This window comes from Nonomuraea sp. NPDC001636 (genome assembly GCF_040298265.1).
Lineage (GTDB): Bacteria > Actinomycetota > Actinomycetes > Streptosporangiales > Streptosporangiaceae > Nonomuraea.
Window position 1 is genome coordinate 215447 of the sequence record NZ_JBEOZT010000015.1, and the last position, 20117, is coordinate 235563.

General features: G+C 71.3%; 17 protein-coding genes. 1 reads left to right on the forward strand and 16 read right to left on the reverse strand.

From position 1 onward, the window contains the following. Positions 1-9: 9 nt before the first annotated feature. The 3 genes from ABT158_RS27240 to nadD form a co-directional block, all read right to left on the reverse strand. On the reverse strand, positions 10-639 hold the full coding sequence (locus tag ABT158_RS27240; protein ID WP_352357994.1) for a histidine phosphatase family protein: 630 nt from the start codon (positions 637-639) through the stop codon (positions 10-12). Then, positions 636-1031 (reverse strand): ribosome silencing factor, encoded by a 396-nt coding sequence (gene rsfS / locus ABT158_RS27245; protein ID WP_125639389.1) that lies wholly within the window; start codon positions 1029-1031, stop codon positions 636-638. Before rsfS ends, ABT158_RS27240 begins: the two co-directional genes overlap by 4 nt. 91 nt (positions 1032-1122) lie before the next feature. Then, a complete protein-coding gene (nadD, locus tag ABT158_RS27250) occupies positions 1123-1740 on the reverse strand; it encodes a nicotinate-nucleotide adenylyltransferase (protein WP_352357997.1) in 618 nt (205 codons plus the stop codon). An 87-nt stretch (positions 1741-1827) separates the two neighbouring features. Here nadD and ABT158_RS27255 point away from each other — a divergent pair, with 87 nt between their 5' ends. Next, the gene (locus ABT158_RS27255; protein WP_502911571.1) at positions 1828-2859 is read left to right on the forward strand and encodes a M48 family metallopeptidase; all 1032 of its coding nucleotides are present in this window, start codon (positions 1828-1830) and stop codon (positions 2857-2859) included. A 21-nt stretch (positions 2860-2880) separates the two neighbouring features. Here the strand turns inward: ABT158_RS27255 and ABT158_RS27260 are convergent, their stop codons facing one another. The 13 genes from ABT158_RS27260 to mreD form a co-directional block, all read right to left on the reverse strand. After that, a complete protein-coding gene (locus ABT158_RS27260; RefSeq protein WP_352358001.1) occupies positions 2881-4857 on the reverse strand; it encodes a serine/threonine-protein kinase in 1977 nt (658 codons plus the stop codon). A gap of 91 nt (positions 4858-4948) precedes the next feature. Continuing rightward, positions 4949-5125 (reverse strand): hypothetical protein, encoded by a 177-nt coding sequence (locus ABT158_RS27265; RefSeq protein ID WP_352358003.1) that lies wholly within the window; start codon positions 5123-5125, stop codon positions 4949-4951. Positions 5126-5175: 50 nt separating this feature from the next. Then, positions 5176-6459 (reverse strand): glutamate-5-semialdehyde dehydrogenase, encoded by a 1284-nt coding sequence (locus tag ABT158_RS27270; RefSeq protein WP_352358005.1) that lies wholly within the window; start codon positions 6457-6459, stop codon positions 5176-5178. 10 nt (positions 6460-6469) lie between these two features. Continuing rightward, positions 6470-7591, reverse strand: coding sequence for a glutamate 5-kinase (gene proB, locus ABT158_RS27275; protein WP_502911572.1), 1122 nt, complete (start codon positions 7589-7591; stop codon positions 6470-6472). A 198-nt stretch (positions 7592-7789) separates the two neighbouring features. Next, positions 7790-9142, reverse strand: a complete 1353-nt coding sequence (obgE, locus tag ABT158_RS27280) for a GTPase ObgE (protein ID WP_352358007.1) — start codon at positions 9140-9142, stop codon at positions 7790-7792. A gap of 138 nt (positions 9143-9280) precedes the next feature. After that, positions 9281-9538, reverse strand: coding sequence for a 50S ribosomal protein L27 (rpmA, locus tag ABT158_RS27285; RefSeq protein ID WP_012893687.1), 258 nt, complete (start codon positions 9536-9538; stop codon positions 9281-9283). 15 nt (positions 9539-9553) lie between these two features. Beyond that, complete coding sequence (gene rplU, locus ABT158_RS27290; RefSeq protein ID WP_055506260.1) at positions 9554-9856, reverse strand: 50S ribosomal protein L21; 303 nt, start codon at positions 9854-9856, stop codon at positions 9554-9556. Positions 9857-10064: 208 nt separating this feature from the next. Next, positions 10065-12743, reverse strand: coding sequence for an Rne/Rng family ribonuclease (locus tag ABT158_RS27295; RefSeq protein ID WP_352358010.1), 2679 nt, complete (start codon positions 12741-12743; stop codon positions 10065-10067). 759 nt (positions 12744-13502) lie between these two features. After that, positions 13503-14255 (reverse strand): TIGR03936 family radical SAM-associated protein, encoded by a 753-nt coding sequence (locus tag ABT158_RS27300; protein ID WP_352358012.1) that lies wholly within the window; start codon positions 14253-14255, stop codon positions 13503-13505. A gap of 152 nt (positions 14256-14407) precedes the next feature. Then, the gene (locus ABT158_RS27305) at positions 14408-16318 is read right to left on the reverse strand and encodes a TIGR03960 family B12-binding radical SAM protein (protein ID WP_352358014.1); all 1911 of its coding nucleotides are present in this window, start codon (positions 16316-16318) and stop codon (positions 14408-14410) included. Between the two features lie 69 nt (positions 16319-16387). After that, positions 16388-17551 (reverse strand): rod shape-determining protein RodA, encoded by a 1164-nt coding sequence (gene rodA / locus ABT158_RS27310; RefSeq protein WP_352329260.1) that lies wholly within the window; start codon positions 17549-17551, stop codon positions 16388-16390. Beyond that, positions 17548-19596, reverse strand: a complete 2049-nt coding sequence (gene mrdA / locus ABT158_RS27315; protein ID WP_352358017.1) for a penicillin-binding protein 2 — start codon at positions 19594-19596, stop codon at positions 17548-17550. The genes rodA and mrdA overlap by 4 nt, the downstream gene beginning before the upstream one ends. Continuing rightward, positions 19593-20057, reverse strand: a complete 465-nt coding sequence (gene mreD / locus ABT158_RS27320) for a rod shape-determining protein MreD (protein ID WP_352328456.1) — start codon at positions 20055-20057, stop codon at positions 19593-19595. The genes mrdA and mreD overlap by 4 nt, the downstream gene beginning before the upstream one ends. Positions 20058-20117 lie beyond the last annotated feature (60 nt).

The window sequence follows — 20117 nt, forward strand, 5'->3', positions numbered from 1 at the left end:
GCCGGTCGGCTACGCCTCCGCGTCAGGGCGGTCGTCGCTGCTGATGGGCTCGGGCAGGGTGCCCGCGTTGTGTTCGAGCAGCCGCCAGCCCTGACGGCCCTCCTGCAGCACCGACCAGGAGCAGTTGCCGAGCCCGCCCAGCGCCGGCCACAGCTCCTCGGGCAGGCCGAGCAGCTCGCAGATGCCGAGGCGCAGCGCGGCGCCGTGCGAGGCGACGACCAGGAGCCCGTCGTCGCCGAGCTTGGCCGCCCACTTGCGCATGGAGGCGGCCACCCGAGTCGCGACCTCCGAGACGGGCTCGCCGTCGGGGGCCTCCCAGGCGACGTACTCCTCGGGCCAGCGCGCGGCGATCTCGTCGCGTGTCAGCCCCTCCCACTGGCCGCCGCCGCGTTCGCGGAAGTCCTTGTCGACGGTCACGTCGAGCCCCACGAGCCTGCCGAGCGCCAGGGCCGTGTCATGGGCGCGCTGGAGGTCGGAGGAGACGATGAGGGTGGGCCGCAGCGAGGCCAGCAGCGAGGCGGCCCTGGCCGCCTGCGCGACGCCGGTCTCGTCGAGCGGGATGTCGGAGTGGCCCTGGAATCGGTGCTCCACGTTCCACAGGGTCTGTCCGTGGCGGAGGCAGACGATCCGCCTGCTCAACTGCGGGCCCGCTGCATGTTGGCGAGCATGACGCTCTCCGGCAGGCCGATGGCCGGGCAGTCCTTCCACAGGCGCTCGAGCGCGTAGAACGTGCGGTCTTCCTCATGCTGGACGTGCACGACGATGTCGATGTAGTCGAGCAGCACCCAGCGGCCCTCGCGCTCGCCCTCGCGGCGCACGGGCTTGGCGTCGGCCTCGGTGCGCAGCCGGTCTTCGATCTCGTCGACGATGGCGCGGACCTGGCGGTCGTTCGTGGCGGAGCAGAGCAGGAAGGCGTCGGTGATGACGAGCTGCTCGCTCACGTCGTAGGCGAGGATGTCATCGGCCAGCTTGTCGGCCGCGGCCTCGGCGGCGATCTGGACGAGCTGAACGGATCTGTCGGATGCGGTCACGATGCGGGTCTGTCCTCCTGTGTCGGCAGCATGCCCATATACCGAGGGTACCCTTCCAGGCCGAAACCCCTCACCCACGGCGCGGAGAGCTTCAGCCTTCCCCGTGGTACAGCCCTCGTTTGTTGATGTACTGGACGATTCCGTCCGGCACCAGATACCAGATCGGCTCCCCCTTGGACACCCGCTGACGGCACTCCGACGACGAGATGGCCAGCGCGGGGATCTCCAGCAGGGTCACCCTGCCCTCGGGCAGCCCGGGATCGTGCAGGGTGTGCCCGGGGCGGGTGCAGCCCACGAAGTGCGCCAGCTCGAAGAGCTCGTCGGCGTCCTGCCAGCCCAGGATCGCGCCGAGCGCGTCGGCGCCGGTGATGAAGTACAGGTCCACCTGCGGGCCGTAGACGTTGGAGATGTCCCGCAGCGTGTCGATGGTGAAGGTGGGGCCGGGGCGGTCCACGTCCACCCTGCTCACGGAGAAGCGCGGGTTGGAGGCCGTGGCGATGACCGTCATCAGATAGCGGTCCTCGGGCGCCGACACCTCGCGTCCGGACTTCTGGTACGGCCGCCCGGTCGGCACGAACACGACCTCGTCGAGGTCGAAGTGATGGGCGACCTCGCTTGCCGCGACCAGGTGGCCGTGGTGGATGGGATCGAAGGTCCCGCCCATCACACCCACCCGCCGCTTCCCCTGGACCCCAGGCGCGTTCATCATGAGTCGGACCCTACGCGGACGCGGTACCCGAACATGACGGCACCCCCCTTGGTGATGTCCGCGCATCACATCCGTTGCGGACGTAGCATGCCGGGCATGACGACCACCCCGGACCGCAACCGCGTCCAACTGCCCGGCATCTCGTCCCGAGCCTACGAACACCCCGCAGACCGGTCCGCCCTGGTCGCTCTGCGTAAGTTGAGTGGGTTCGACACGGTTCTCAAGCAGATGTCCGGTCTTGTGAGTGAGCGCCGCCTTCGCCTGATGTACCTGGCGTCGTCCGTGCGCGTCAGCGAGACCCAGTTCCGCTCCCTGTACGACATGGGGCGCGACGCGGCCTACATCCTCGACCTGCACCGCATCCCGGAGATCTACGTCCAGCAGGACCCGCAGGTCCAGGCCAAGGCCATCGGCTTCGACGACCCGTTCATCGTCGTCACCACCGGCCTGCTCAACCTCATGGACGACGAGGAGCAGCGCTTCGTCATCGGCCACGAGACCTCGCACATCCTGTCGGGTCACGCGGTCTACCGGACGATGCTCGACATCCTCACCCGCCTCGCCACGCGCGTCGCCTGGATCCCGCTCGGCTACATCGGGTTGCGCGCGATCGTCGCGGGCCTGGAGGAGTGGTACCGCAAGTCGGAGCTCTCCTCCGACCGCGGCGGCCTGCTGACCGCCCAGAACCCCGAGTCGGCCAAGCGCGCCCTGATGAAGCTCGCCGGCGGCGCCTACACCCACGAGATGAACATCGAGGCGTTCCTGGAGCAGTACCAGGAGTACGACACCGCGGGCGACCTGCGCGACGGCTTCCTCAAGGTGCTCAACCTGCTCGGCACCACCCACCCGTTCGCCGTGGTGCGCGTCGCCGAGCTCGACAAGTGGCAGCGCAGCGGCGAGTACGACCGCATCATCGGCGGCGACTACCCCCGCAGGGAGGACGACGCCAACGCCCGCGTCACCGACGAGATCAAGGCGGCGGCCGAGTCCTACCGCGCCTCCTGGTCCCAGTCGCAGGACCCCTTCATCGGCGTGCTGCGCGACGTGGCCGAAGGGGCGGTGAACGCGGGCGAGCGCATCTTCAACCGCTTCTCGCGCCGCGACGGCGGCCAGGGCTGACCGGCCGGCCGTCCTCGCCGCCTACAGCAGGAGGGCGATCGCGCGCACGGCGGCCGCGCACAGGGCGACGAACCCGCCCAGCACGGCCAGTGCGCGCAGCCCTTCCCTGCGCAACTCCGGCAGCTTGCCGCCGATCCGCTCGATCTCGCGCCCGGTGATACCGCCGCACAACATGCCGAACACCACCGCCGCGACCGTCACGGGCGCCGGCTGCTGCCACCAGTCGGAGTCGATCTGACCGCCACCGGTCACCCAGAGCGCACCGCCCGACGCCACCGCGACGGGCACTCCCGGCCACGCCACGGCGGTCGCCGCCGCCCCGGTCAGCGCGAACGGGAACAGCAACACGCGCAGCGCGATCCGCATGCGACGCGCGCTGCGCTTCCTGACCAGCCAATGACTCATCCAGAGCGTCCTGGTCAGCACCACGAACGCCGTCGTGATGGCGATCGAGGCGATCGGCCAGATCACCGACGTCACCACGCACGGCACCGCCAGCACCGCGAGCAGCAGCAGCGCCGTGTTGCCCGCGGGCAGCGTGGTCGGCGCCTCGCCTCTGAGCCTGGCCCGCCGGCCGTCCTGTGACCTGCTCCGCACGGCCGCCGTCGCCCGGGCGCGCGGGCCCGTCTTGGGGTCGGCGCCGGTCCTGGTCCGGGGTGTGGCGGCCTTGCCGTCGGTGTTCGTCCTGCTCCGCGGCGGCGGAACCGCGCCGTCGGCCCTGACCCGCGTCCCGTCGGCGCCGGTCCTGGCCCGCGTGCCGTCCGTGCCGGTGCGGGTGCGCGTCCCTTCCGTGCCGGTGCGGGGCCGTGTCCCCTCCGTGCCGGTCCTGGCGCGGGTGCTCTCCGTTCCCGGCCTGGGGCGGGGGGCGGAGGCCGGTCCGTCCGCGCCCGGCCTGGGGCGGGCGGCCGAGGCGGCGCCGTCGGCCCGGCTCCGCGCGGCGGGCGGTTCCGTCCGGTTGCGCGCCGTGGGCGGTTCCGTCCGGTTCCTGGGTACGGGCGTCTTCCCGTCCACGCCGGTACGCGTGCGCGGCACGGGCGTCTTCCCGTCGGTGCCCGTACGGCCGCGCGGCACGGGCGTCTTGCCCTCCGTGCCGGCCCGGCCGCGAGGCGCGGGGACCTCGGCCGTCGTGCCGTTCGCCCGGCTTCGTGCACTCTCGCCCCTGGGCGCCTCCTCGGCGGCCGCGGGCGCGTCGCCGTCGGGCCCGTTGGTGGCCTTGGCCAGCCGGGAGAGCCGGTCGGCCAGCAGCGCCGCGGTGGGCCGCTTGCCGGGCTCCCGGTTGAGCGCCGCCCGTACCAGCGGCAGCAGCGCCACCGGCACGCCCTTGAGGTCGGCCTGCCCGTTCAGCACCGCGTACATCTGCGCCTCGGCCGTGCCGCGCCCGAACGTGGGCCGCCCGGTCGCCGCGAACGCCACCGTCGCGGCCCAGGCGTGCACGTCGGCGGGCGAGTCGACCTGCTCGTCGGCGAAGATCTCCGGCGCGGTGTAGCCCGGCGTGCCGAGGAACGTGCCCGTCATGGTGAGCCGGGTCGCGTCGAGCACCTGCGCGATGCCGAAGTCGATGAGGACCGGCCCCTCGGTGCCCATGATGATGTTGCCCGGCTTCAGGTCGCGGTGCACGACCCCGGCCGCGTGGATGATGGCCAGCGCCGCGGCGATGCCCTGCGCCATGTGCACGAGCTGGCCCAGGTCGAGCGGCCCGCTCTGGCGTACGCGCTCCAGCAGCGTGACGCCCTCGATGTGCTCCATGACCAGGTAGGGCCGGGCACAGCTCAGGTCGGCGTCGAGCACCTTGGCCACGTAGGGGCTCTCGACCCTGCGCAGCGCGCGCACCTCGCGCTCCAGCCTGACCCGGGACATCTCGTCCTCGGCCAGGTCGTGGAGAACCTTGAGTGCGACCTGCTCGCCACGGCGGGTGGTGGCGAGGTAGACCTCGCCCATGCCCCCTCGGCCGAGCCGCTCGACCAGGCTGTACGGCCCGACCTTGCCGAGCTTGCTCACCGTCCCTCCCCGCCCGGCGCGCCCATAAGGGACACAACCCTAGCGCTGGGACGACAGTTGACGCCCGCGGCGCGCCGGAGCCGTTGAAGCTTTATCGGGGTGAACGGTCGGAGAGCATGCTGTCGAGCTCGGTCGTGGGTTCCTCGGCCAGGGGCTTGCGGCCTTTCCTGCGCCAGTTGACGTGACCGCGGCTCTCCAGCCACAGCAGCAGACGGTCGGCGCCGAACAGCACCGCGGCCGAGAAGACAAGGGCGACGACAATTTCCATGACACCCAGTCAACCCAGGCCGCGGGCCGCGGGTCAGCCCGACACGCCGACTAACCGCAAGCCGGTCCGGGCACCACAGTGCCTTCTGAGGTGCGCAGATGCCCTTCTCCCGTGTAGATCCACTTGGTGGAGGTCAGCTCCGGCAGGCCCATCGGGCCACGCGCGTGCAGCTTCTGCGTGGAGATGCCGATCTCCGCGCCGAACCCGAACTCGCCGCCGTCGGTGAACCTGGTCGAGGCGTTCACCGCCACGGCCGCGGAGTCCACGAGCGAGACGAAGCGGCGGGCGGCCGGCTGCGACCGGGTGACGATCGCGTCGGTGTGCCCGGAGCCGTAGCGCCGGATGTGGGCCACGGCCTCCTCCAGCGAGCCGACGACGGCGGCGGCGATGTCGAGCGACAGGTATTCGGTGGCGAAGTCGTCGTCGGTGGCCGGCACGACCTCGCCGTAACCGGCGATGCGCTCGTCGCCGTGGACGGTCACCCCCGCCTCGGCCAGCGCCCGCAGCGCCCTCGGCACGAACGCGTCGGCGACCCCCTCGTGGACGAGGAACGTCTCGGCCGCGTTGCACACCGACGGCCGCTGCGCCTTGGAGTTGACCAGGATCTGCACGGCCAGGTCGAGATCGGCCTCCGCGTCGACGTAGACGTGGCAGTTGCCGACGCCGGTCTCGATCACCGGGACCGTGGACTCCTCGACCACCGAGTTGATCAGCGCCGCCCCGCCGCGCGGGATCAGCACGTCGACCAGCCCGCGGGCGCGCATCAGCTCCTTGACCGACTCCCGCGTCGTACCGGGCACCAGCTGCACCGCCCCGGCGGGCACCTGCGTGCCCGCGAGCGCGTCCTGCATGATCCGCACCAGCGCCGTGTTGGAGGAGTAGGCGCTCGACGAGCCTCTGAGCAGCACCGCGTTGCCGCTCTTGAGGCAGAGCGCGGCGGCGTCGACCGTGACGTTGGGACGCCCCTCGTAGATGATGCCGATCACGCCCAGCGGCACCCTGAGCTGCCGCAGCTCCAGCCCGTTGGGCAGCGTGCTGCCCCGGACGACCTCGCCGACCGGGTCGGGCAGGTCGGCGACCTCCCGCACGGCCTCGGCGACGGCCTCGATCCTGGCCACGTCGAGCCGCAGCCGGTCGATCATCGCCTCGGACGTGCCCTGGGCCCGCGCCCGCTCGACGTCTTCGGCGTTGGCCTCGACGATCTCGGCCGCGTGCGCGACCAGGGCGTCGGCGATCACCCGCAACGCCCGGTCCTTGGGCGCCCGCGGCAGCGGGGCCAGCTCGGCGGCGGCCTCTCGTGCCGCGCGGGCGACCTTCAGGAACTCCTCGGACATCGCGTGCTCCTCACTGGTGACGGGCTTCCAGTATGACGATGTCGTCGCGGTGGATCAGCTCGCGTTCATATTCCGGACCGAGCGCGCTGGCCAGCTCCTTCGTGGAGCGGCCGAGCAGCCCCGGGATCTCCACGGCGTCGAAGTTGACCAGGCCGCGCGCCACCACGCCGCCCTGCGGCCCGCACAGGTCGACCGGGTCGCCCGCGGCGAACTCGCCCTCCACGGACGTCACGCCGGCGGGCAGCAGCGACTTGCGCCGGCCCACGATCGCCTCGACCGCCCCCTGGTCGAGGTGCAGCCGGCCGCGCCCGGTGGTGGCGTGGGCGAGCCACAGCAGCCGCGTGCCGGGGTGCCGGCCGCCGGGGTGGAAGTAGGTGCCGATGTCGGCCCCGGAGAGCGCCTGGGCGGCGTGGGCGGCGGCGGTGAGCACGACCGGCACGCCCGCGCCCGTGGCGATCCTGGCCGCCTGGACCTTGGTCACCATGCCGCCGGTGCCGACCGCCGCGCCGTTCCTGCCCAGCTCGACGCCGACCAGGTCCTCCGGGCCGCGCACCTCGGCCAGCCGGCGCGAGCCGGGCCGGCTGGGCGGGCCGTCGTAGAGGGCGTCGACGTCGGACAGCAGCACCAGCGCGTCGGCGTGGATCAGGTGGGAGACCAGCGCGGCGAGCCGGTCGTTGTCGCCGAACCTGATCTCGTCGGTCGCGACCGTGTCGTTCTCGTTGACGATGGGCACGATGCCCAGCTCCAGCAGCCGGGCCAGGGTGCGCTGGGCGTTGGCGTGGTGGGCGCGGCGCATCATGTCGTCGGCGGTCAGCAGCACCTGGCCGACGCGCAGGCCGTAGCGGGCGAAGGAGGAGGTGTAGCGCGCGACCAGCACCCCCTGGCCGACGGAGGCCGCCGCCTGCTGGGTGGCCAGGTCGCGTGGCCGCGCCGACAACCCCAGCGGGCCGAGACCCGCCGCGATCGCTCCCGACGACACCAGCACGATCTGCGCCCCGGCACGCCGCCGTGCCGCCAGGACGTCGACCAGGGCGTCGACCCGGTCCACGTCGATCATGCCCTGGGGGGTGGTGAGCGAGGAGGAGCCGACCTTGACGACGACCCTCGACGCTGAGCTGATCTGTTCCCGCACGCCTGACAGCCTATCCGCGCCCCACCCCCACCCCCGTCCCCCGTTCACCCCCCGCAGAACCGCAGCGGTCCCGCCGCTCGACCGCCACCTACAGCTCCGCCCCCGCAGAACGACAGCGATCCAGCCCCACGACCACCACCTCCGGCCGCGGTCACCAGCCGACGGCCACGCCAAGACGGCCGTCACCCCCGGCAGCGGTCAGCGCAGGCGGTTGTCCGAGCCGCGGGGCCCCTGCCGCACCGACTCGGCGCTGAGCGTCGGCTGCCAGTCGAAGACGTACCCGCCCTCCATCGGCCCGATGACCACCTCGGCCCCCGCCTTGGCGCCCGCCTTGACCAGCTCCTCCTCCACGCCCAGCCGTTCGAGCCGGTCGGCCAGGTACCCGACGGCCTCGTCGTTGCTGAAGTCGGTCTGCCGGATCCACCGCTCGGGCTTCTCCCCGGTGACCTGGAACATGTTCTCGTTGACCCGCCGCACCTTGAACCCGGCCTCACCGAGCTGCTTGGGCCTGATCACCAGTCGGGTCGGCTCCTCGACCGGCTTGTTGGCCCTGGCCGCCGCCACCCACTCGCCCATCGCGTACGTGAGCTCCCGCAACCCGTCGTGCGTGGCCGCCGAGATGACGAAGACCTGCAGCCCCCGCTCCTCGAACTCGGCCCTGACCAGGTCGGCCAGCTCCCGCGCGTCGGGCACGTCGGCCTTGTTCAGCACGATCATCCGCGGCCGGTCCTCGAGCTTCCCGTACGCCCGCAGCTCGGCCTCGATCACCTCGTAGTCGGTGACGGGGTCGCGCCCCGGCTCCATGGTCGCGCAGTCGATGACGTGCACGAGCATGTCGCAGCGCTCGACATGGCGCAGGAACTCGTGCCCGAGCCCCTTGCCCTGCGAGGCCCCCGGGATCAGCCCGGGGACGTCGGCGACCGTGAACACGTTCTCGCCGGCCGTCACGACCCCCAGGTTGGGGATGAGCGTGGTGAACGGGTAGTCCGCGATCTTCGGCTTGGCCGCGCTCAGCGCCGCGATCAGCGACGACTTGCCGGCGCTGGGGAACCCGACCAGCGCCACGTCGGCGACGCTCTTGAGCTCCAGCATGACGTCGAGCCCGTCACCGGGCTCCCCCAGCAGCGCGAACCCGGGCGCCTTCCGCCGGGACGTGGCCAGCGCGGCGTTCCCCAGCCCGCCGTGACCGCCCTGCGCGATCACGTACCGGGTGCCGGCCCCCACGAGGTCCACCAGCACCTCACCGGTGTTGGCGTCCTTCACCACGGTCCCGTTCGGGACGGCGAGGACCACGTCGTCGCCGTTGGCGCCGTCGCGGTTGGAGCCCTGCCCCTGCTTGCCGTTGTCGGCCTTGCGATGGGGACGGCGGTGGTAGTCCAGCAGGGTCGCGGTGTTGGGATCGACCTCAAGGATCACGTCGCCGCCACGGCCGCCGTTCCCCCCGTCGGGGCCGCCGAGCGGCTTGAACTTCTCCCGGTGGATGGAGGCGCACCCGTTCCCTCCGTCACCGGCCTTGACGTGCAGGACCACTTGGTCCACGAAGTCCGGCATCCAGCTCTCCTCCATCAAGCCCACCAGGGCAATACAAGATCAATCACAACATGGCGCCCCCGCAGGGCCCCCAGAAAACGCCTAAGGGGTGGATCGACAGGCGATCCACCCCTTGAAGCAACACCGAAGCGAAGCTGATTACTCCGCGACGGGAACGATGCTGACGGCGCGACGACCGCGCTTGACGCCGAACTGCACGTGGCCGGCGGCCAGCGCGAACAGCGTGTCATCGCCACCACGGCCGACGTTGTCGCCGGGGTGGAAGTGGGTGCCGCGCTGACGAACGATGATCTCGCCCGCGTTCACCAGCTGGCCGCCGAAGCGCTTGACGCCCAGGCGCTGAGCGTTGGAGTCACGGCCGTTCCGGGTGGACGACGCGCCCTTCTTGTGTGCCATCTCTCAAACTCCCGATCAGGCCTGGTCGATACCGGTGATCTTCACCTGGGTGTACCGCTGACGGTGACCCTGGCGCTTCTTGTAACCGGTCTTGTTCTTGTACTTGAGAATGCGGATCTTCGGGCCCTTGGTCTCACCGAGGATCTCGGCGCTGACCGTGAACTTGCCGGCCTCGGTGGTCACATCGCCGTCGTTGACGACGAGCACCGTCGGCAGCGTAACCGAAGAGCCGACCTCGCCGGCGACCTTGTCCACCTCGAGGACGTCACCGACGGAGACCTTCTGCTGCCTGCCGCCGCAACGAACGATCGCGTACACCGCGGAACCCTTCTACTGACTCGCTGTTGCCCTCAGCCGCCCCGCATCGAGGCGGCCGCCGAATGCTGCGCCTATCATTCGGCCTGTCTCAAACCGACGAACCGAGTAAGCGCGCCAACAGGGCACGTCACCTGACGCACCGGTTCACCAGGGTACCGCTTAACGGTGTCCTAGGCGAACCGGACGGATCGTCGGAAGCCTGCCGAGGCTACTCGGCGGACTTGGCTCGGCGGGAGCGTCGCCGCCCTCTGCCGGAAGTCTGGCTGGCCTGGTCGTCCTCAGCAGGGACGTCATCAAGCGCACCGGTCACGGTATCACGGCTGGCGGAGTCCTTGGCCGCGGAAACCTTGTCCGAGACCGCCTTCTCGATCGCCATCTTGCCCTGCGTGCCGCGCGGCTCAGGCTTCGTCTCGACCGGCTCGGTCGAGACGATCAGCCCGCGCCCGTTGCAGCACTCACAGGCCGTCGAGAACGCCTCCAGCAGCCCCTGACCGACCCGCTTACGCGTCATCTGCACCAGGCCCAGAGAGGTCACCTCGGCGACCTGGTGCTTGGTCCTGTCGCGCGCCAGGCACTCCAGCAGCCGCCGCAGCACCAGGTCGCGGTTGGACTCCAGCACCATGTCGATGAAGTCGATCACGATGATGCCGCCGATGTCCCGCAGCCGCAGCTGGCGCACGATCTCCTCGGCCGCCTCCAGGTTGTTCCTGGTGACGGTCTCCTCGAGGTTGCCGCCCTGGCCGGTGAACTTGCCGGTGTTGACGTCGACGACGGTCATCGCCTCGGTACGGTCGATCACCAGCGAGCCGCCGCTCGGCAGCCACACCTTGCGCTCCAGCGCCTTGCCCAGCTGCTCGTCGATCCGGTACGACTCGAACACGTCGCCCTGCCCGGTGTCCCAGCGCGACAGGCGCTCGCCCAGGTGCGGCGCGACGTACTTGACGTAGTCGTCGACGGTGTCCCAGGCGTCGTCGCCCTGCACGACCAGCGAGGTGAAGTCCTCGTTGAACACGTCGCGCACGACCCGGATGGTCAGGTCGGGCTCGGCCGACAGCAGCTCGGGCGGGCTGGCCGACTTGGCCTTCTTCTGGATGTTCTCCCACTGGGCCGACAGCCGGGCCACGTCGCGGGCCAGCTCGTCCTCGGAGGCGCCCTCGGCCGCGGTACGGACGATCACACCGGCGTTCTCCGGCATGACCTTCTTCAGGATGCTCTTGAGCCGGGTGCGTTCCTTGTCGGGCAGCTTGCGGCTGATGCCGGTCATCGACCCGTCCGGCACGTACACCAGGTAACGGCCGGGCAGGCTGATCTGCGAGGTGAGCCGGGCGCCCTTGTGGCCGATCGGGTCCTTGGTGACCTGCACCAGCACCGACTGGCCGGACTTCAGCGCCGACTCGATGCGCTTGGGCTGGCCCTCCAGCCCGGCGGTGTCGAAGTTCACCTCACCGGCGTACAGGACGGCGTTGCGCCCCTTGCCGATGTCCACGAACGCGGCCTCCATCGACGGCAGCACGTTCTGGACCTTGCCCAGGTAGACGTTGCCGACGTAGGACTGGCTGGCCTCGCGGTTGACGTAGTGCTCGACGAGCACGCCGTCCTCCAGGACCGCGATCTGCGTACGGTCGCCCTGACGGCGCACCACCATCATGCGGTCGACGGACTCGCGGCGGGCCAGGAACTCCGACTCCGTGATGATCGGCGGACGCCTGCGGCCGAGCTCGCGCCCCTCGCGGCGGCGCTGCTTCTTGGCCTCCAGGCGGGTCGAGCCGCGCACGCTCATCACGCCGTCGGTGGCGGTCTCCAGGGAGGCGGCCCGGCCGGAGCGCGGCGCGCGGATGCGCACCACCGTGTTCGGCGGGTCGTCGCTGGAGGGCTCCAGAGTCTCCTCGGTGCCGCGGCGGCGACGACGGCGACGACGGCGCGAGCCGGCGGCCTCTTCCTCCTGGGCCTCCTCGCCCTGGTCCTCGCCTTCCTCCTCGTCGCCTTCCTCGCCGTCCTCGGCCTCGTCACGCTCGCGCGACTTGCCGCGGCCCCTGCCGCCGCGACGGCGCCGGCGACGACGGCCGCCGCCCTCCTCCTCCTGCTCGTCGGAGATGTCGACGTCGCCCTCGTCCTCGACGACGGTCTCGTCGACCAGCTCCTCGATCTCCTCGGGCTCCGGCTCCGGCTCGGGCCGCCGGATCACGGCGGGCTTGCCCTGGCTGGGGTCGGGGGCCTGGAACAGCGGCGCGAAGATGGCCGCCGGACGCTGGAACGCCGTGCCCGGCTCGTCGTGCCTGCGCGCGCTCAGCCCGAAGGGGTCGGCGAGCAGGCTCGGCCGGTCGACGTCCTCGTCGAGGTCCTCGCCGGCGGGCTCGTCGTCGAGCGGCTCGTCCTCGGGCAGGATCTCCAGGATGTCCTCGTCGGCCGCCTCGGCGGCCTCCGGCACGGTGACGGCCACCTCGACGTCGGAGGGCGTCGCGACGACCTCGACGTCGGCGCCCGCCGGCGCCTCCACGACGACCTCTTCGGCCTTCTTCCGCGTACGACGCCGCTTCGGCGCCTCGGCCTCCTCCTCCGGGAGCGCTCCCGCGATCTCCGGCTCGGCCTTCTTGGTCGTACGGCGGCGCGTCGTGGTCGCGGTGGACCGCGTGCGCGTGGCCCTCTTGGGCTTCTCCTCGGGGACGTCGGCGGCTTCCACCACGGCCTCGGCCACGGCGGCCTCGACCACACCGGCCACCTCGCCGGCCTCGGCCGGGCCAGCCGCGTACGCGGGGCTCTCGGCCTCCGGCGCGCCCGGACGCTGCACCACGGGCGCCACGACCGGCTCGGCCGCACCGGCCACTCGCCCGGCGGCCTCCCGCCGCTCGACGACCGGCGCCACGACGGGCTCTGCAGCAGGCTCCACTGCGGGCTCCACGACGGGCTCTGCCGACGTGCCGGCCTGCGAGGCGGCAGGGCTCTCGGCCTGCTGCGGCGCCGGCCCCCCGGGCACGACGGCCCCGGCCACGGCACCTTCAGCAACACCGGCAGCGGCACCACCAGGCGCACCGGCGCCGGTAGCGGCACCTTCGGGCGCGCCGGCGCCGATAGCGGGACCTTCAGACGTACCGGACACAGCGGAGGCACCCTGCGGCGCACCGGCTCCAGCCACGGCGCTCTCGGGCGCGCCGGCCTGTGCCTGAACGCCCTCCGGGCCGCCCTCGGCGGCTCCGGCCGGGCCTGCCGGCGTCGCGGGCGCCGCCGCGCGGGCCCGGGTTCTCCGGCCGCGCCCGGCGTCGGGCGCGGGTTCGCCGGCAGCACGCTGCACGGCGTTGGTCTGCACCGGTTGCACGTCGGCAACCGACGGCGCGGCCTGGGCGGCCGCGACGGTGATCGGGGCGGTGGCGGCCGGCTCCTCCGGCAGCTCCGGCGGAGGACCCGCCGGGCGGCTCGCGGAACGGCGGCGCCTGGTCACCTTGGGCTGTTCAGTTGTCTCCCCGTCAGGGCCAGTGGCCCCGGCGTTGGGCTCGTTGTCGAGCATGCGGGCGCTCTCCCGTCAGCTCCCGGGCGCGTCGCCGCGCCGCGCAGGAGCCCTCGTGTCTCGTTGTCCGCCCCCGCCCCCGGAAAGGAGGCGCGGGCGCCAAGTCCTGTCAGCGGTGGCGCCCCGCTCACGCAGGGCACCCCCTTAGCCGACGACGTGCTCACCCGCCGGTCCCGCCTCGCCGCCGCGCGTCGTATCGCGGTCAAGGCCGAGCGGGTCGGCAAGCGCACCGGTACCGGCGTCGAGCGGCCCCTGCGCCAGCCTGGTTACCTCGGGGGGAACCGGCGGCGCGAAGTCGGCCACAAGGCGCAGCCCTGTGAGCACATCATCGGGTCGAACGGCAGGCGTCATGTGCCGAACAACCATGCGCAGTATGACACACGTCTGTCCTGGCACCTGAGCTGCGGTTCTGTCTGTTCCCTCGGACACCACGAGCCCCAGGACGGCCACCCGCGCGTCGAAACGCCGGGGGCCCTTCTTGGTGAGGCGCTCGACCTCCACGGTGCCCGCCGCGAGGAACTTCTCCACCGCCGTCTCGGCGAGCTCGCGATCGGCCCCGGGCAGGCGTACCTCCCAGTCGGAGACCTCCAGGCGGTCGGCCAGCCCCCCCGGGCCCGCCTGCACGACGTCGAGCACGTCGAGACCGGGCGGCAGTGACGCGTCCAGGCTCGACTTGACCTGCTCGGGGTCGCACAGCCTGGTGACACCGATCTCGAGGTATTCGGCCTCGCTGGCGACACCGGTCGGCGCTGCGCCCGCGTAGGAGATCTTCGGATGGGGCGAGAAGCCCGCGCTGAAGGCCACCGGAATGCCGGCACGGCGGACCGCCCTCTCGACGGCCCGCGAGATGTCGCGGTGACTGGTGAAGCGCAGACGTCCGCGCTTGGCGTAACGCACACGAAGGCGCTGCACCGTAGGCGCGGGCGGAGGCCCGTCGGGAACAGGTTTCAGAGCTTTGCGTCCTTCCCTTGTCAGAGTTCCTTCTCCCAGGATAAGCCGCCGCGACACGTGTACGTGTACGCCGTGACACGGCTCGCCCACTGAGCGCGCTAGACCACGGTGAGAGGAAGGAGCTTGCGCCCTGTCGGGCCTATCTGGATCTCGGTGCCCATCGTCGGGCAGACCCCGCAGTCGTAGCACGGCGTCCAGCGGCAGTCTTCGACCTCGGCGCCGGACACGGCCTCCTGCCAGTCCTGCCAGAGCCACTCGCGGTCGAGCCCGGCGTCGAGGTGGTCCCACGGAAGGACCTCGTTCTCGGCCCGCTCACGCGTGGTGTACCAGTCGACGTCGACGCCCGCCTTCTCGGCGGCCTGCATCCATCTGTCGTAGGAGAAGTGCTCGCTCCACCCGTCGAACCTGCCGCCGGCCTCCCAGACGGCCCTGATCACCGCGCCGACCCTGCGGTCGCCGCGCGAGAGCAGGCCCTCCACGATGGACGGCTTGCCGTCGTGGTAGCGGAAGCCGATGGCCCGGCCGTACTGCTTGTCGCCGCGCAGCGAGTCGCGCAGCGCCTTGAGCCGCCGGTCGACGGTCTCGTGGTCGGCCTGCCCGGCCCACTGGAACGGGGTGTGCGGCTTGGGCACGAACCCGCCGATGGAGACGGTGCAGCGGATGTCGCGGCTGCCGGTCGCCTCACGCCCCGCCTGGATGACCTTCTTGGCCAGGTCGGCGATGCCGAGCACGTCTTCGTCCTGCTCGGTGGGCAGGCCGCACATGAAGTAGAGCTTCACCTGCCGCCAGCCCTGCGAGTAGGCGGTGGTGACCGTGCGGATGAGGTCTTCCTCGGTGACCATCTTGTTGATCACCTTGCGCATGCGCTCGGAGCCGCCCTCGGGGGCGAACGTGAGACCCGAGCGCCTGCCGTTCCTGGAGAACTCGTTGGCCAGGTCGATGTTGAACGCGTCGACCCGGGTCGAGGGCAGGGACAGCGAGGTGTTGGTGCCCTCGTAGCGGTCGGCCAGGCCCTTGGCGACCTCGCCGATCTCGGAGTGGTCGGCCGAGGACAACGACAGCAGGCCGACCTCGTTGAAGCCGGACTCCTTGATGCCGTTGTCGACCATGGCGCCGATCGTGGTGATCGAACGCTCCCGCACCGGACGGGTGATCATGCCCGCCTGGCAGAAGCGGCAGCCGCGCGTGCAGCCGCGGAAGATCTCCACGCTGAACCGCTCGTGCACCGTCTCGGCCAGCGGCACCAGCGGCTTCTTCGGATAGGGCCACTCGTCGAGGTCCATCACGGTGTGCTTGTGCACCCGCCACGGCACGTCGGACCTGTTGGGCGCGACCCGCTTGATGCGCCCGTCGGGGTGGTAGTCGACGTCGTAGAACTTGGGCACGTAGACGCCGCCGGACTCGGCGAGCCGCATCAGCAGCTCGTCGCGCCCGCCGGGACGCCCCTCGGCCTTCCACTCACGGATGACCTCGGAGATGGCGATCGAGATCTGCTCGCCGTCGCCGAGCACGGCCGCGTCGAGGAAGTCGGCGATCGGCTCGGGGTTGAAGGCCGCGTGGCCGCCGGCGAGCACGATCGGGTCGTCCTCGCCCCGGTCGACCGCGTTGAGCGGGATCCCGGCGAGATCGAGCGCGGTCAGCATGTTGGTGTAGCCCAGCTCCGTCGAGAACGACAGGCCGAGCACGTCGAAGGCGCGCACCGGCCGGTGGGCGTCGACGGTGAACTGCGGCACGCCCTCGGCCCGCATGAGGGCCTCCAGGTCCGGCCAGACCGCGTAGGTGCGCTCGGCCAGGGTGCGGGGCAGCTCGTTGAGGATCTCGTAGAGGATCGCCACGCCCTGGTTGGGCAGCCCGACCTCGTAGGCGTCCGGGTACATCAGCGCCCACCGTACGTCGGCGGAGTCCCAGTCCTTGACGGTCGAGTTGAGCTCACCCCCGACGTACTGGATGGGCTTCTGCACCTTGGGCAGCAGCGCTTCCAGGCGGTGGAATATCGACTCGACAGGCATACCGTCCAGGGTAGCGGCGCGCGGACGGTGACAAATCCGGCCCACCGGTGGACGGCCCGCGTTACGCGCTCAGTTGAACGACTGCCGCCGCACTCTGATGGCCAGAAGCAGCCCTACCGCCATGAGGTTCGCGAACGTGGCAGTGCCGCCATAGGACACGAAAGGCAGCGGCAGACCGGTGATCGGCATGATCCCGATCGTCATCCCGACATTGATGAACGTCTGGAACGCGAACCAGCACACGATCATGCCCGCGACCAGCGTGCCGAACCGGTCGTCGCAGTGCCTGGCGACCTTCAGCCCGCGCAGCAGCACCACGCCGAGCAGCAGCACCACGGTGACCGACCCGATGAACCCGAACTCCTCCCCCGCCACCGTGAAGATGAAGTCGGTGTGCTGCTCGGGCACGAACCGGCCGGTCGTCTGCCCGCCGCCGAAGAGCCCCTTGCCCAGCAGTTGCCCGGAACCGATCGCGATCAGCGACTGCGTGCTGTTGTAGCCCACCCCGCGCGGATCGACCTTCGGATCGACGAACGCGGTGAACCGCGCCACCTGGTACGGCTCCAGCAGGTTGAACCAGAACACGCAGAACACCCCGGCCGCCGCCACGAGCACCAGCCCGACGATCCACCGCTTGCGCACGCCCCCGATCACCAGCCCCGCGGCCGTGATCACGGCGAGCACGAGCGCCGTACCGAGGTCGGGCTGCAGCATCACCAGCCCCATCGTGATGCCCGCCGCGACCAGGGCCAGCGTGATGTCCAGGCCGCGCGGCCGGTCGCTGCCCTCGGCGGGCTGGGCCAGCAGCATCGCGATGATCAGCAGCAGCCCGACCTTGGCGAACTCCGACGGCTGCACCGCGAACCCGCCCCCGAGCAGGATCCACGAGTGCGACCCGTTGATCGTCGCGCCCAGCGGCGTGATCACCAGCGCCAGCCCCACCAGCGACACCAGGAACACCAGCGGCGCGTACGCCCGCATCGCCCGGTGGTCGACCATCGCCACCACGGCGCACAGGGTGACGCCGATGACCTCGTTGAGCAGGTGCTTCTTGACCAACCCGGTGGCGCCGGGCGCCCACGTGCGGGTCGAGGACCACACCAGCAGGGTGCCGATCAGGCACAGCCCGGCCACCGCGACCAGCATCAGCCCGTCCATGCGGCGCACCACCGAGTGCTCGCCGATCGCCCGCTGGATGAGCGAGGGCCGCCGCGCGGCCACGGCGCGGTTCATTGGTGGATCACCGTCCCGTCGGGCGCGAACTTCGGCAGCTTGGTCGGGAGCTTTCCGCCGGGCACGGCGGCCGGCTCCCCCTTGAAGCCGTAGATGCCCTCGTAGATCTCGCGTGCGGCCGGCGCAGCGGTCGAGGCGCCCATGCCACCCTGCGACACCATGACGACCACCACGAACTGCGGATTGTTGGTGGGCGCGAACGACGCGAACCATGAGGTGTCCTTCTTGCCCCACACCTCCGCGGTACCGGTCTTGCCGCCGATGCGCACCTTGTCCATCGGGAAGCCGGTGAACGCCCCCGCCGCGGTGCCGTCGGAGGGCACCTGGCTCAGCGCGTTCTTGATGTAGTTACGCTCCTTGTCGCTGATCGGCAGCTTGCCGACCACCGGCACGTCGATGGTCTTGACCACCTTGCCGTCGGGCCTCACCTGCGCCCACCCGATGCGCGGGCTGCGGACCTTGCCGTCGCTCACCAGCGCCATGTACGCCCGCGCGAGCTGCATCGGCGTCACCAGGACGTCGCCCTGACCGATGGCGAAGTTGGCCGAGTCACCGGGCCGCAGCAGAAAGCCCTCGGTGCAGTTCTCCAGGGCCAGGCGTTTGAGGAAGTCGGCCCGCGCCCGGTCCTTCTCCTCCGGATATCCCTTGCGCGACCGCTCGCAGCTCGTGGCGCTGGTGCGGTTCCACAGGTCCTTCTTCCAGGCCCGGTCGGGGATGCGCCCGGAGGACTCGCCCGGCAGGTCGACCCCGGTCGGCCGGCCGAAGCCGAAGGCCCTGGCCGTGTTGGCGAACACCTCCTTCGTGCGCTTCTTCGGGTTGCGCCCGCCGTCCTTCAGGTACTGCTCGTACGCCGCCCGGTAGAAGATGGTGTCGCACGACTTGACCAGCGCCGTGTGCAGGTTCATCTGCCCGAGGCCGATCCCCCGGAAGTTGCTGAAGGACCGGTCGCCCACCATGTACGCCCCGGGGCAGTCGTACGTGCCGTTGAGCGGATACCCGGCCCGCAACATCGCCGACACCGACGACACCTTGAACGTCGAACCGGGCGCGAACTGCCCGTTGATCGCCCGCGACACCAGCGGCTTACCCGACTTGTCCGACAACAGCCACTGGTACCCCTTGGCCGAGATGCCACCGGCCCAGATCTCCGGGTCGTACCCCGGCGCGCTGGCCACCGACACCACCCGCCCGGAACGCGCGTCGAGCACCACCGCGGCGCCGCCGTCGGCCCCGGGCGCGTTCTTCATCGCGTTGGCGAGCGCCTTCTCCGTCACCGCCTGCACCCGCGCGTCGATGCTGGTCACCAGGTGGTCGCCGGCGACCGGCGGCACCTGTTCCTCGACTCCGAGGGCCTTGCCCATCCGGTCGACCTGCACCCTGCGCAGCCCCGACTTCCCGCGCAGCGCGTCGTCGTAGACGTACTCGATACCGTCGCGCCCCGCCAGGTCGACCCCGGAGAAGCTGGCCTTGAGCCCCTCGCGCTTCTCCAGCTCCGCCTCGGTCACCGGCTGCAGGTAACCCAGCATCTGCGCCCCGGCCCGCCCGCCCGGGTACTGCCGGACCGAGTGGATCTCCGCGGTCACCCCCGGGAACTCCTCCTGCCGCTCCAGGATCTGCAACGCCTCGCGCGTGTCCACCTTCTCGTCCAGCGGAACCGGCTGGTACGGCGACCCCGTCCAGCACGGCTTGCCCACCCCCGGCCCGCAGGGCGTGATGCGCTGCCGCAGGTCCTTGACCGGCCGGTCGAGCACCGAGGAGAGCCTGCGCAGCACGCTCATCCCCCCGCCCGGCATCCTGTTCAGCTTCGTCCGGTCGACGGACACGACCAGGGCGGTCCTGTTGCGCACCAGCGGACGCCCCGACGAGTCGAGGATCTGCCCCCGCACCGCGGGCACGATCACCGTGCGCGTCCTGGTCTCCATCGCCCTGGTCACGAACTCCTGGCCGCGCACGACCTGCACCTGCCACAGCCGTACGGCCAGCACGACGAGCAGCAGCACCACCAGGACGTGCAGCACCAGCAACCTGGTACGCATGCGGATCATGTCGAGTACCTCGGCTGTCTCCCCCGGGTGGCCAGCCAGATCACCACCGGCGCCACGATGAGCGTGTAGAGAACGGTGACGGGCACCTGCTGGGTCAGCGTCGCCAGCGACACCCGCGGATCGGACAGCAGCCCGGCCACCCCCACGGCCACCAGCGGCGCGATCAGCACGCACAGCACGACGGTCGTCGCCGGCCCGCCCGCGCCGCGCCCCGCCACATAACCGACCACGGCCAGCACGAACGCGTACTGGCCCATCAGATGCGCGGTCGGCGGCACCAGGTCCACCAGCAGCCCCGAGAAGAACCCGACCATCGCCCCGGCCACCGGCCCGCGCTCCAGCGCCATGCCCACCACCGCCAGCAGCACCAGGTCAGGCGCGCCACCCGCCGGCAACGGCAGCCGGTTGACCAGCATGACCTGTGCCAGCAACGCCAGCACCACGACCATCGCCCCGATCACCGCGCCTCCGTCCCCGCCGAAAGCAGCACGCTCTTCATCCCCCGATCACCACACCAGCAG